Here is a 12,884-nt window from a genome sequence, read left to right on the forward strand (position 1 = left end):
GCGAATATCCGTACAATAGAGACATTCCTGAACAACAGAGACAACAGCATGAAACTCACTCACTTTGCCTTGCTTTCCACCCTTATCACTCCGGCCGTGTTTGCCGCACCGTTGAACGTGGATACCTACAACCCGCAGGAAAAAGGCATTTTCGCGGTCTCCTCCACGCTGGTTTCCGGCCCGAAAGAAGCGGTGCTGTTCGACGCGCAGTTCAGCGTGAAGGATGGCGAAGCGCTGGTAGAGAAAATTCGCCGCAGCGGTAAAACCCTGAATAAGATTGTGATCACCTCCGGCGATCCTGATTTCTATTTTGGCCTGCAGCCGCTGGTCAAAGCCTTCCCGAATGCCAAAGTGGTGGCCACGCAGCACGTGGTTGACCACATCAAGGCCACCAAAGACGCCAAGCTCGCCTTCTGGGGCCCGCAGATGAAAGACGGCGCGCCAACGGAACTGGTCGTCCCGCAGGTGATTGCCTCCACCACGTTTATGGTTGACGGGGAAAAAATCGATATCGAACAGCCAGACAGCTACGCGGCCTATGTGTGGATCCCGTCAGCGAAAACGATCCTCGGCGGCACCGGGGTAGCCTGGGGTATTCACGTCTGGACGGCAGACACCCAGACCCCGGAAAGCCGCAAGCAGTGGCAGGAAACCCTTGTGAAGATGGCTGCGCACAAACCAGAACGCGTGATCCCGGGCCACTATCTTGGCACGCCACCCGCAGGGACTGGCGCGATTGATTTTACCCGCGACTATCTGCAGCGCTTTGAAAAGGCCTTAGCCGCACATAAAGATTCTGCAGGCGTCATCAGCACCCTGAAAAAACAGTATCCCGGCCTGGCGGAAGAGAGCTCGCTGGAATTAAGCGCCAAAGTCAATACCGGCGAAATGAAGTGGTAATTTAAAATCTGCTCCTGCTATATATTCGTGATAGCAGGGGCATCCTCATAATATCCCCGCCGTTACCCTTCGATATAGCCACACCTTTTAAAAGCACATAAAAGCATGCACTTATGTCATTTTTATTTCTAAGATGAATCTGAGCCACAACCGGGAAAATATTTGCCATTCTGTTTATGAATTAAATTTTTTGCGAGCCGTACCATTAAACAGACAACGACACGGAGGCAGCATGTTTACTTATTACCCGGCTAATACCGCAGCAGCACAACCTGAACTCGTTAACGCGATTGCGCAGGGTCTTCACGCCGAGCACGGTGCTGTGACTGAAGATGACATTTTGATGGAACTGACCAAATGGGTGGAATCCACAGATAATGACATCCTCAGTGACATCTACCAGCAGACCATTAACTACGTCGTCAGCGGGCAAAACGCACCATTGTAAAAACCTGCTAAGCTGGATCTGCAACCTAAGGGGTTACATTTCGTTTGCGTAAGCAAACTGGTCCTTAAAACTATCAACAGGATTGAGGAGTTAACATGAAATCGAACCGTCAGGCACGCCATATTCTGGGACTGAACTACAAGCTTTCTAATCAGCGCAAAGTGGTGATTGAAGGCGACCATGAAACGCAAGTCACTCACGCCACCGGCAGAAAACGCCACGCGGGCAAGTAAGTTCCAGACTGAGATCCAGAACACCATCGGTAATCCCGATGGTGTTTTTGTTTATGTGTTGCGGTAATTAATATTTAGCTCCTTTATAATACCGCCTGACCGAACCCCATCGCACAGGCCAGAAAGATGACAAACAGCAGTGCCAGGGACGGATCTTCATAAAAAGAGTGAGTGACATGGACAACAAACTGAAAAAACATCGTTCCTTATATATCCCATACGCCGGACCGGTTTTACTCGAATTCCCCCTGCTCAACAAAGGCAGCGCCTTCAGCATGGAAGAGCGCAGCAGCTTTAACCTGCTGGGTTTACTGCCAGAAGTAGTTGAAACCATTGAAGAACAGGCAGAGCGCGCGTGGATCCAGTATCAGGGTTTCAAAACTGAAATCGACAAACACATCTACCTGCGTAACATTCAGGACACCAATGAAACCCTCTTCTATCGCCTGGTGCAGAACCATCTGGAAGAGATGATGCCGGTGATCTACACCCCGACGGTGGGTGCGGCCTGCGAGCGTTTCTCAGAGATCTACCGCCGTTCACGTGGGGTATTCATCTCTTATCAGAACCGTCACAACATGGATGATATTCTGCAGAACGTGCCGAACCACAATATCAAAGTGATTGTGGTGACCGACGGCGAACGTATTCTCGGCCTCGGCGACCAGGGCATTGGCGGGATGGGGATCCCAATCGGTAAGCTCTCTCTCTATACCGCCTGTGGCGGCATCAGCCCGGCGTATACCCTGCCGGTGGTGCTGGATGTTGGCACCAACAACCAGCAGTTGCTTAACGATCCGCTCTATATGGGCTGGCGTCATCCGCGTATTACCGACGACGAATACTATGAGTTTGTCGATGATTTCATCCAGGCCGTGAAGCACCGCTGGCCGGACGTGCTGCTGCAGTTTGAAGACTTCGCGCAGAAAAACGCGATGCCGCTGCTGAACCGCTATCGCGATGAGATCTGCTCCTTTAACGACGATATCCAGGGCACTGCAGCCGTGACCGTGGGTACGCTTATCGCCGCTAGCCGCGCGGCCGGCAGCCAGCTGAGCTACCAGAAAATCGTCTTCCTTGGCGCAGGCTCCGCGGGCTGCGGTATCGCCGAGCAGATTATCGCCCAGACGCAGCGCGAAGGCCTGAGCGAAGAGCTGGCCCGCTCCCGCGTCTTTATGGTTGACCGCTTCGGCCTGCTGACCGACGGTATGCCGAACCTGCTGCCGTTCCAGACCAAGCTGGTGCAAAAGCGCGAGAACCTGAAAAACTGGGATACCGACAACGAAGTCCTTTCCCTGCTGGACGTGGTGCGTAACGTGAAGCCGGATATCCTGATCGGTGTTTCCGGGCAAACCGGTCTCTTCACCGAAGAGATTATTCGCGAGATGCACAAGCACTGCGAACGCCCTATCGTGATGCCGCTCTCTAACCCGACCTCCCGCGTGGAAGCGACGCCGCAGGACATCATCGCCTGGACCGAAGGTAACGCGCTGGTTGCCACCGGCAGCCCGTTCGATCCGGTGGTGTGGAAGGATAAAACCTATCCGATTGCCCAGTGCAACAACTCCTATATCTTCCCGGGCATTGGTCTGGGCGTTATCGCCTCCGGCGCGTCCCGCATCACCGATGAAATGCTGATGTCGGCGAGCGAGACCCTGGCGGGCCACTCGCCGCTGGTCAATGACGGCGAAGGGCTGGTACTGCCAGAGCTGAAAGACATTCATAAGGTGTCGCGCGCTATCGCCTTTGCGGTCGGTAAAATGGCGCAGCAGCAGGGTGTGGCGGTGAAAACCTCTGCCGACGCGCTGCAGCAGGCCATCGACGACAACTTCTGGAAGCCTGAATACCGCAGCTATCGCCGTACCTCGATTTAATTCTGCGCTTCAACCGTTCCCTCTCCCTCTGGGAGAGGGTTAGGGTGAGGGCAACAGACCGCACCATCGAATACCCACTAGCCAAACCCCTTTTCCCCCGCTACACTCCTTTCATCCATTAACCCACTGAATATATAAGGAGGCCAATCATGCTGTACTGTGAAATTTTCAATGTTTCACATACATTTGGTGATCGCACCAGCTCAAGCGTTATCGGTATCGTGCTGCGATAACTTCTGCTTGAGCGAAGACACCAACCCCTGAAATCCCTTCTCTCGGGCTTACTGAGTTATCGTCAGCGATGTTTGACGAGGCATAAACATGCCTGTAACTCTTGGGTAAGCAACAATGAGCACTTTACTCACTGCACAATCTTTACGCGTTGATACGGCGTTTGGCACGCTCTTCGACTCGCTCTCCTTTACGCTGAAAAAAGGCGACCGCATTGGCCTGCTGGGCGATAACGGCTGCGGCAAAAGTACGCTGCTGAAGGTACTGGACGGCACAGATTCCCCTGCTGCCGGAACGGTAGCGCTGGCCGGGCACTGCCTGATGGCGCGCGTGGAACAACACCTCCCGGACGCTATTTTACCGCTAACCATGCTGGATGCCGTCCTGGCCCGGTTGCCCTCAGTGGAACGCGACAGCCTGCGCTGGAAAGCCGAAACGCTGCTGGCGGGCATGGGCTTCACGCCGCAGGATATGATGCTGCACTCCGCCACGCTCAGCGGTGGACAGCACACCCGCCTGCTGCTGGCGCGGGCGCTGATCCACGAGCCGGATCTGCTTCTGCTGGATGAGCCCAGTAACCACCTGGACCTGCCGACCATGCTCTGGCTGGAGCATTTTTTACAGAACTGGTCAGGCAGCTTTGTGCTGGTCTCGCATGACAGACAGCTGCTGGATGCCGTCACCAACGGCAGCTGGATCCTGCGTGATAAAACGCTGCACTACTTTGCCCTTCCCTGCACGGCGGCACGCGAGGCGCTTGAAGCAAAAGATGAAAGCGACGCGCAGCGCCACAAGGCAGAGCAAAAGGAGATCGAGCGCGTGACGGCCAGCGCCAAACGTCTGGCAACCTGGGGCAAGGTTTACGACAACGAAGACCTGGCCCGCAAAGCCAAACAGATGGAAAAACAGGTCGAACGGCTCAAAGAGAGCCAGACCGCGCTCACGGCGGGCAGCCCGTGGACGTTAACCCTGCGCGGTGACGCGCTGCGGGCGGACCGTCTGCTGGAGATGGAAAACCTCAGCGTCCCGCCTGCGCCCGGACTACCGCCGCTGTTTAACATCGAAATGGCGCGGCTGAAAAGCGGCGATCGCGTGGCGATTGTCGGTCGTAACGGCTGCGGTAAATCGTCGCTGATGAGGCTTATCTGGCAACAATTTGCCGATGAGCCCGCAGGCAGCGGGCTGAAAATCCATCCGCGCGTCTCGCCGGGCTATTACGACCAGACGCTGAACCAGCTGTCGGATGATGCCACGCTGCTCGACGCGCTGGAGCCCTTCGCGCCCGACCCGCAAAACAGGAAGATGGCGCTCATCAGCGCCGGGTTCCCGTGGTCCCGTCACGGGCAAAAAGTCAGCACGCTCAGCGGCGGCGAGCGTTCGCGCCTGCTGTTCGTTGGCCTGACGCTTGCCCGCTACAGCCTTCTGATGCTGGATGAGCCGACCAACCACCTGGATATGGAAGGCAAAGAGGCGCTGGCACAAACCCTTTCGCAGTTCGAAGGCGGCGTGGTGCTGGTCAGCCATGACCGTCAGTTAATCAGCCAAAGCTGCAACCGTTTCTGGCTGATTGAAGAGGGAACGCTGAGCGAGTGGCACGATGCAGAAGCGGTGTTTGAGCGGCTGCGTGAAAGCGCGGGGCTAGTGACATCCGCTGCGCCCGCTGTCGCCGCGACGGTGCAACCCTCGCCGTATGACGATCTGCTTGAACGGCTGGTCGCGCTGGAAACGCTGCTGGAAGACGATCTGGCGCGTAAGCCAAAGCATCAAAAGCCGCAGCTTCAGGCGCAATGGCGTAAGGAGATTGAGGAGATAGAAGCACAGCTGTAAGTCTGCGCCCGGCGAGCATCTCGCCGGGCCAGCATTTTCCCCCTTAATTATTAGAGGATCGCCATATTCTTAATCTGAAATAGAATCAAATGATGACATTATGTTGCCGCAGCCTTGCATTACCAGGCTAATGTATTAATCCTTAAGGGGTATTACACCTGCTATGCAGATTCTTATCATGAACAAGGAGATACACATGAAGGCTGCTGTTGTCACTCAGGACCACCAGGTCAATGTCACTGAAAAAACCTTACGCCCGCTAAAGCACGGGGAAGCCCTGCTGAAGATGGAGTGCTGTGGCGTATGCCATACCGATCTCCACGTGAAGAACGGCGATTTCGGCGATAAAACCGGGGTTATCCTGGGCCATGAAGGGATTGGGATCGTGAAAGAAATCGGCCCTGGCGTGAAGTCGCTGAAAGTCGGCGACCGCACAAGTGTGGCATGGTTTTTTGAAGGCTGTGGCCACTGTGAATATTGTAATACCGGCAACGAAACCCTGTGCCGCGACGTGAAAAACGCCGGTTACTCCGTTGACGGCGGCATGGCGGAAGAGTGCATTGTCACCGCTGACTACGCCGTAAAAGTGCCGGACGGTCTGGATTCGGCGGCGGCCAGCAGCATTACCTGCGCCGGCGTCACCACCTACAAAGCGGTGAAAGTGTCGGGTATCAAACCGGGCCAGTGGATCGCAATTTATGGTCTGGGCGGGCTGGGCAACCTCGCGCTGCAGTACGCCAAAAACGTCTTTAACGCCAAAGTCATCGCCCTTGACGTTAACGACGAACAGCTGAAGCTGGCGGCCAGCATGGGTGCAGATTTAACCATCAACTCCCGCAGCGAAGATGCCGCTAAAATTGTGCAGGAGAAAACGGGCGGCGCACATGCTGCAGTCGTTACTGCCGTCGCAAAAGCGGCGTTTAACTCAGCGGTGGATGCCGTGCGCGCCGGTGGCCGCGTGGTCGCCGTTGGCCTGCCACCGGAAGCGATGAGCCTCGATATTCCGCGCCTGGTGCTGGACGGCATTCAGGTGGTGGGTTCGCTGGTCGGTACCCGTCAGGACCTGCAGGAAGCGTTCCAGTTCGCCGCAGAAGGCAAGGTTGTGCCGAAAGTGACGATGCGTCCGATCGAGGACATCAACGCCATCTTTAAAGAGATGGAACAGGGCCAGATCCGTGGCCGTATGGTGATCGACTTACGTTCATAATCGTCCACCGTTCATCACCGCTCCTCTCCGGGGCGGTTTTTTTATAGCCAATTTCCGGCAATCCTTATCTTAATTCCTTTGTTCCCTTGTTTTCCCCCGCGCCCGATGATGAATCCGACGCTAACAAGAAGATAACAAAGGAATTCACCATGCAAACCCCATTTCGTCTGCCGCTGCTGACGGCGCTGATTCTGACGACAACCGCAGCCTGGTCCGCTGATGCGCCGGTCAAAGGCGGCACGCTGATTTATCTGGAGCAACAGGCGCACACAAACCTCTATCCACCCGCCGGCGGCTTCTACCCGAACGGCGGTATCCTGAACCAAATTACCGACAAACTGACGTGGCAGAACCCAAAGACGCTGCAGGTCGAACCGTGGGTGGCAGAAAGCTGGACCACCAACGCCGATAAAACCGAATATACCTTTAAAATTCGTCCCGGCATCACCTTCTCCGACGGCACGCCGCTGGATGCCAACGCCGTGGCGAAAAACTTTGATACCTACGGTTTAGGCAATAAGGCGCAGCGCCTGCCGGTGTCCGAAGCGATCAATAACTACGATCGCAGTGAAGTGGTCGATCCGCTGACCGTGAAGTTCTACTTCAAAAAACCGTCGCCGGGGTTCCTGCAAGGCACCGCCACCATTGGCTCGGGCCTGGTCTCGCTCAGCACGCTGAAGCGCAACTTTGAAGAGCTGGGAGACGCCCGCCATATCATTGGCTCCGGCCCGTTTGTGGTGAAGGACGAGAAGCTGGGCCGCGAAGTGACGCTCGAAGCCCGTAAAGATTACCAGTGGGGGCCCAAGAATCTGGCGCAACAGGGGCCGGCCAATCTGGACGGCATCACGTTTATCGTGACCCAGGAGGACAGCGTGCGCGTCGGCGCCCTGCTGGCCGGTCAGGCGGATTTTATCCGTCAGGTACAGGCGTATGACGAAAAGCAGGCGACCGATCAGGGCTATAAAATCTACGCCGCCCCGACGCGCGGTGTGAATGACAGCATCAGCTTCCGCCCGGATAACCCGCTGGTCTCCGATATTCGGGTTCGTCAGGCGCTACTGCACGCCACCAATGCCAAACAGGTGGTCGAGACCCTCTTCTCGGCCAACTATCCGCAGGCGAAGTCGGTGATTGCCGATTCCGCCGCAGGCTTTGTCGATCTCAGCGACAAACTGACCTTTGACCCGGCGAAAGCCAACCAGCTGCTGGATGAGGCGGGCTGGAAAGCAGGCAGCGACGGGATCCGCGCCAAAGACGGCCAGCGGCTGGCGCTGACGGTGTATGAATCGTTACCGCAGCCGCAAAACAAAGAGGTGTTGCAGCTGGTTGCTCAGCAGTGGCGTCAGGTGGGCGTCTCGCTGAGCGTCAAAGCCGGTGACGCTGGCAGCCGCACGCTGGATAACCTTGACCCGCTGAAAACCCCGTTAACCGTCTCCGAAGTGGGCCGCGCCGATCCGGACGTGGTGAAAAGCATGTTCTACCCCGCTAACCGCGACGCGCTGCTGCAAAAAGGCGGCTCCAGCGACAAGGTCAAAAACTTCCGCGACGACAAGCTGAATGCGCTGCTGGTGAATATCTCCGCCGAAGTCGATCCGCAAAAACGACTGCAGCTGACCGGCGATGCCCAGCGCTATCTGCTGGATAACGCCTACGTCATTCCAATTTTCGAAGAGCCGCAGGTCTTTGCCGGTGCCCCATGGCTGAAAGGCGTGAGTTTTGAAGCGGTAGGCCGCCCGTCGTTCTACGGCGCGTGGATTGAGAAACACTGAGGAGCCGACGATGCGCCACGCACTTCTTCAACGTTTCGGGCACGGGCTGCTGGTGCTGTGGGCCGCCTTTACCCTCTCGTTCGTGTTGCTCCAGGTCCTGCCGGGCGACGCGGTGCTGATTAAATTTCAGAACCCGGACCTGGGCTTAAGCCCGGCGCAAATCGAGGAGATGCGCGTGGCCTACGGCGCGGACAGCCCGCTGTGGCAGCAATACGGCCACACGCTGCTGGCGATGCTGCGCGGGGATTTCGGCTATTCGTTACAGGCAGGCGTGCCGGTCAGCGAGCTGATTACCAGCAATCTGCCGGATACCCTGAGCCTCGCCCTGCCCGCGTTTTTACTCGCGGTCCTGCTGGCGTTTGCGCTGGCCCTTGCGTCGCGTCTGCCGGGTCTGCGCTGGCTGAGCAATACCCTCCAGTCTCTGCCTGTCCTGTTTATCTCCCTGCCGACGTTCTGGCTGGGAATTGCCCTGATTCAGCTTTTTTCATTTCAGCTGCGGCTGATCCCAGTGATTAACCCGACGCCGCTGCAGGGGTTGATCCTGCCGATCGTGACCGTCGCCATCCCGATCTCCGCCCCGCTGGCACAAATTCTGATGCGCAGTCTGGACCAGGTGGCGACCCAGCCGTTTGTCGCCGTTGCGCGTGCAAAAGGGCTGAGTGAAACCGCTGTTCTGTGGCGTCACGTGACCGGCAACGCCCTGCTGCCAGTGCTGAATATTGCCGGGCTGCTGCTGGGCGAGCTGATTGCAGGGGCGCTGATCACGGAAACCGTTTTTGGCCGCAGCGGGCTCGGGCAACTGACCCAGCAGGCGGTGAATAACCAGGATATCGCCGTGCTTCAGGCGGTGGTGATGATTTCCGCCCTCGGTTTTGTCCTGATCAATTTGCTGGTGGATCTGCTGATGCCGCTGCTGGATCCCCGTCTGCAACCCCTTTCCGGAGGTGCATCATGAGCCTTGTCGATTACGCAGCCGCTGCGCGAAAACGTGTTCCCACCTTCCAGGGCGTCGAGTGGCAGCCGGGTCTGTGGCTGGCATGGGCGGTGATCATTATTGCGGTTTTTGCCGCCGTGGCGCCCGGTCTGTTAACCCACTACAGTCCGATTGAGGGCATCGCTGGCGCACAGCGCCTGGCGCCGCAGGCCGGCCACTGGCTCGGCACCGATCAGCTTGGCCGCGATGTTTACGCGCGTATCGTTTATGGCGCATCCCACTCCCTGAGCGCGGCGCTGGCCGCCGTCACGATGGGTCTGCTGGTGGGGACCGGTTTAGGGGTGGTTGCCGGGGCGTGCGCCGGACGCGTCGAGTCTCTGCTGATGCGTTTCGTCGACGTGCTGTTGTCTATCCCGTCTCTGCTGCTCTCGCTGACGGTCATTATTCTGCTCGGGTTTGGCACCGTTAACGCCGCGATTGCCGTGGGCGTGGCCTCAATTGCCAGCTTCGCCCGCCTCGCGCGCGGTGAAGTGGTGCGCATCCGCCATACGGATTATGTCGAAGCGGCGTTTGGCAGCGGCGGGACGTTCTTTGCGGTGCTGTGGCGACATATCCTGCCCAATGCCTTAACCGCCGTTCTCGCCTTTGCCACGCTGCAGTTTGGTCAGGCCATCCTGGCGCTCTCTACGCTGAGCTTTCTCGGCTACGGCACTCCGCCGCCCGTGCCGGAATGGGGCTTATTGATTGCCGAAGGCCGTAACTATCTCTCTACCGCCTGGTGGTTAACCACCTTCCCCGGCGTGGCCGTCATCGCCGTGGTTCTGGCGACCAACCGTATCAGCCAACAGTTCAGCGGAGGCCTGAAATGACCGTACTCTCGGTAGAAAACCTGACCATTAGCTACCGTACCGCGCGCCAGTGGCGAGAGGTGGTGCATAACGTCAGCTTCACGCTCGGACGAGGGGAAATGCTGGCGTTTGTCGGCGAATCCGGCTCCGGCAAAACAACCACGGCGCAGGCGATCATCGGTCTGCTGGTCGATAACGCCCGGCGCGATGCGGGAAAAATCATTCTCAACGGCGAAGAGATAAGCCAGTGGTCCGCTAAACGTCTCGATACCCTTCGCGGTGCGCGCATTAGCCTGGTTCCGCAGGACCCGGGTAATTCGCTCAACCCGGTAAAAACCATCGGCGCGCAAGTTGGCGAAATTATTCAGCTACACCAAAAGGTAACGGCTCTCCAGCGCGACGAGCAGGTGCTCGCCCTGCTGACAAAGGTCGGCCTGAGCCATCCCGAACAGCGCATGAAGCAGTACCCGCATCAGCTCTCCGGCGGCATGAAACAGCGCGTGCTGATTGCCATCGCGATTGCGCTGCGCCCGGACGTCATCATTGCCGATGAGCCCACCAGCGCGCTGGACGTGACGGTGCAAAAACGCATTCTTGACCTGCTGGATATCCTGCGCCGGGAATCGGGGACCGCCGTCCTGTTTGTCACCCACGATCTGGCGCTGGCCGCACAGCGCGCGGACAGGCTGCTGGTCTTTCGCGATGGCGAAATTCAGGAGCAGGGAAACACCGCCGACATCGTACGTACGCCGCAGCACGCTTACACCCGTCAGCTACTGAGCGATCTCCAGGGCCAGCGTCTCACCATCGCCCCGGTGGCCGGTCTGCCGCTCGCGTCACCGGCCATTCGCGCCCGCGCCATCAGCAAACGGTTCTCGCTGGGCAAAGGCCATCAGCTTCAGGCGCTGGATCAGGTGACGTTTGACGTCAGGCGCGGCAGTACGCATGCGCTGGTGGGTGAATCCGGTTCCGGGAAAACCACCCTTGCCCGTATTTTGCTGGGGTTTGAACAGGCCGACAGCGGGCAGGTCATTATTGACGATATCGATGCCACCACGCTCAGCCGCGAGGCCCGTCGTCAGCTGCGCCAGAAGATCCAGTTTGTTTACCAGAACCCGTTTGCCTCTCTCGACCCGCGTCAGACGTTGTTTGACATTATCGAAGAGCCGCTGAAGAACTTTTCTCGCCTGAGCAAAGCGGAGCGTAAGGTTCGGGTAGAGACGGTAGCCCAGCGGGTTGCCCTGCCCGTCGAACTCCTGAGCCGCACCGCCCGGGAGCTTTCAGGCGGACAGCGCCAGCGCGTTGCCCTCGCCCGGGCGCTGATCCTTGAGCCGACCATTCTGGTGCTGGACGAAGCCACCTCCGCGCTGGATGTCACCGTCCAGGCGCAGATTCTGGCGCTGCTACAGCAGCTGCAGCAGCAACTGGGGTTGACCTACCTCTTCATCACGCACGATCTGTCCACGGTTCGCCGGATCGCCCACAGCGTCACGGTGTTGCGCAGCGGTCAGGTGGTTGAACACGGCAACGTCGGGACCTTATTCGCGTCGCCGCAGAATGACTATACCCGCGAGCTGATTGACGCCATTCCCCACTTTTCACCCGCTACGGAGGAGTTCGCATGACGCGAAAACGCCTGGGGTTTTTCACCCGCCTGCTTGACGACGCCACGCCGAAGGAGCGCTATCGTCTGGCAACAGAACAGATCCGCCACGCTGAACGCCACGGTTTTGACAGCGCCTGGATTGCGCAGCACCACTTCCACGAAAGCGAAGGCGGTTTGCCGTCGCCGCTGCTATTTCTGGCGCACGTGGCCGCGCATACCGAAACCATCCGTCTGGGCACGGCCATCATTACCCTGCCGATGGAAAACCCGCTGCGCGTGGCGGAAGATGCCGCGGTGCTTGATTTACTCGCCGATGGACGTCTTGAAGTCGGGCTGGGTTCAGGCGGCACGCCCACGTCATTCCTGCCGTTCGGCCTGACGTTTGAGGCGCGCGCTACCGCGTTTGCCGAGAACCTGCACGTGCTCCAGAGCGCCTGGCGAGGTGATTCCCTCGCCCATCCGGATAACCATTTATACCCCCCGGCACCGCAGCTGGCGGACCGCATCTGGATTGCCACCTTCTCCGTGGACGGCGCCGTGCGTGCCGCACAGGCCGGACACGGTTTAATGCTCTCGCGCACGCAACCGCGCCCGGCGGACCGGCCGGATCTCACGCTCGACGAAATCCAGAACCCGATTGTGGATGCCTACCTTGAGGCACTGCCGGCGGGCATCGCGCCGCGTATTCTTGCCTCCCGTACCGCGTTCGTCGCCGACAGCGATGACTATGCGCTGAAGGTTGCAGCGCCGGGCCTCACGAAACAGGCGCAGCAGCATCGCGCTGCCGGACACGCGGTTAAAGATGACACCGTCACAGATTATCGTCGCCAGTTTGACGCCCATATCGGCTCGCCCGACACGGTATTGCGTTCGCTGCAAGCCGATTCCATTCTCAGGCGCGCCACGGATATTTCGTTCCAGGTCCATTCGGTCGAACCCACGCACCGCGACACGCTGCGCTCCATCGAGCTGATTGCCGAACATATCGCACCCCACATTCTTTGAGG

Annotated in this window: 11 protein-coding genes; all 11 read left to right on the plus strand. The window is 58.3% G+C overall.

Going from position 1 to position 12,884, the window contains the following annotated elements; all coding sequences use genetic code 11:
- Window positions 1-48: 48 nt before the first annotated feature.
- Window positions 49-900, plus strand: a complete 852-nt coding sequence (locus PYW49_RS03555; protein ID WP_320385692.1) for a Vmh family MBL fold metallo-hydrolase — start codon at window positions 49-51, stop codon at window positions 898-900.
- Window positions 901-1,132: 232 nt separating this feature from the next.
- Window positions 1,133-1,348, plus strand: coding sequence for a biofilm-dependent modulation protein (gene bdm / locus PYW49_RS03560; protein ID WP_013096534.1), 216 nt, complete (start codon window positions 1,133-1,135; stop codon window positions 1,346-1,348).
- Between the two features lie 95 nt (window positions 1,349-1,443).
- Complete coding sequence (sra, locus tag PYW49_RS03565) at window positions 1,444-1,581, plus strand: stationary-phase-induced ribosome-associated protein (RefSeq protein ID WP_008501714.1); 138 nt, start codon at window positions 1,444-1,446, stop codon at window positions 1,579-1,581.
- A gap of 176 nt (window positions 1,582-1,757) precedes the next feature.
- The gene (locus PYW49_RS03570; protein ID WP_264437458.1) at window positions 1,758-3,455 is read left to right on the plus strand and encodes an NAD-dependent malic enzyme; all 1,698 of its coding nucleotides are present in this window, start codon (window positions 1,758-1,760) and stop codon (window positions 3,453-3,455) included.
- Between the two features lie 348 nt (window positions 3,456-3,803).
- Complete coding sequence (locus PYW49_RS03575) at window positions 3,804-5,513, plus strand: ABC-F family ATP-binding cassette domain-containing protein (RefSeq protein WP_320385693.1); 1,710 nt, start codon at window positions 3,804-3,806, stop codon at window positions 5,511-5,513.
- Between the two features lie 196 nt (window positions 5,514-5,709).
- On the plus strand, window positions 5,710-6,720 hold the full coding sequence (gene adhP, locus PYW49_RS03580) for an alcohol dehydrogenase AdhP (RefSeq protein ID WP_320385694.1): 1,011 nt from the start codon (window positions 5,710-5,712) through the stop codon (window positions 6,718-6,720).
- Window positions 6,721-6,869: 149 nt separating this feature from the next.
- A complete protein-coding gene (locus tag PYW49_RS03585; RefSeq protein ID WP_320385695.1) occupies window positions 6,870-8,489 on the plus strand; it encodes a TIGR04028 family ABC transporter substrate-binding protein in 1,620 nt (539 codons plus the stop codon).
- A gap of 10 nt (window positions 8,490-8,499) precedes the next feature.
- The gene (locus PYW49_RS03590) at window positions 8,500-9,444 is read left to right on the plus strand and encodes an ABC transporter permease (protein ID WP_320385696.1); all 945 of its coding nucleotides are present in this window, start codon (window positions 8,500-8,502) and stop codon (window positions 9,442-9,444) included.
- Window positions 9,441-10,292: an ABC transporter permease gene (locus PYW49_RS03595; protein ID WP_320385697.1), complete on the plus strand. Its 852-nt coding sequence runs from the start codon at window positions 9,441-9,443 to the stop codon at window positions 10,290-10,292. Before PYW49_RS03590 ends, PYW49_RS03595 begins: the two co-directional genes overlap by 4 nt.
- Window positions 10,289-11,896 (plus strand): ABC transporter ATP-binding protein, encoded by a 1,608-nt coding sequence (locus tag PYW49_RS03600; RefSeq protein WP_320385698.1) that lies wholly within the window; start codon window positions 10,289-10,291, stop codon window positions 11,894-11,896. The genes PYW49_RS03595 and PYW49_RS03600 overlap by 4 nt, the downstream gene beginning before the upstream one ends.
- Window positions 11,893-12,882 (plus strand): putative FMN-dependent luciferase-like monooxygenase, encoded by a 990-nt coding sequence (locus PYW49_RS03605; RefSeq protein ID WP_320385699.1) that lies wholly within the window; start codon window positions 11,893-11,895, stop codon window positions 12,880-12,882. Before PYW49_RS03600 ends, PYW49_RS03605 begins: the two co-directional genes overlap by 4 nt.
- Window positions 12,883-12,884: the final 2 nt, after the last annotated feature.

This window comes from Enterobacter chinensis, from assembly GCF_034008295.1.
Taxonomy (GTDB): Bacteria; Pseudomonadota; Gammaproteobacteria; order Enterobacterales; family Enterobacteriaceae; genus Enterobacter; species Enterobacter chinensis.

Coding starts and splice junctions, on each gene's coding strand:
- adhP (WP_320385694.1), top strand. CDS start 5,710: ATGAAGGCTGCTGTTGTCACTCAGGACCACCAGGTCAATGTCACTGAA.
- PYW49_RS03555 (WP_320385692.1), top strand. CDS start 49: ATGAAACTCACTCACTTTGCCTTGCTTTCCACCCTTATCACTCCGGCC.
- PYW49_RS03575 (WP_320385693.1), top strand. CDS start 3,804: ATGAGCACTTTACTCACTGCACAATCTTTACGCGTTGATACGGCGTTT.
- PYW49_RS03595 (WP_320385697.1), top strand. CDS start 9,441: ATGAGCCTTGTCGATTACGCAGCCGCTGCGCGAAAACGTGTTCCCACC.
- PYW49_RS03590 (WP_320385696.1), top strand. CDS start 8,500: ATGCGCCACGCACTTCTTCAACGTTTCGGGCACGGGCTGCTGGTGCTG.
- sra (WP_008501714.1), top strand. CDS start 1,444: ATGAAATCGAACCGTCAGGCACGCCATATTCTGGGACTGAACTACAAG.
- PYW49_RS03600 (WP_320385698.1), top strand. CDS start 10,289: ATGACCGTACTCTCGGTAGAAAACCTGACCATTAGCTACCGTACCGCG.
- PYW49_RS03605 (WP_320385699.1), top strand. CDS start 11,893: ATGACGCGAAAACGCCTGGGGTTTTTCACCCGCCTGCTTGACGACGCC.
- PYW49_RS03585 (WP_320385695.1), top strand. CDS start 6,870: ATGCAAACCCCATTTCGTCTGCCGCTGCTGACGGCGCTGATTCTGACG.
- PYW49_RS03570 (WP_264437458.1), top strand. CDS start 1,758: ATGGACAACAAACTGAAAAAACATCGTTCCTTATATATCCCATACGCC.
- bdm (WP_013096534.1), top strand. CDS start 1,133: ATGTTTACTTATTACCCGGCTAATACCGCAGCAGCACAACCTGAACTC.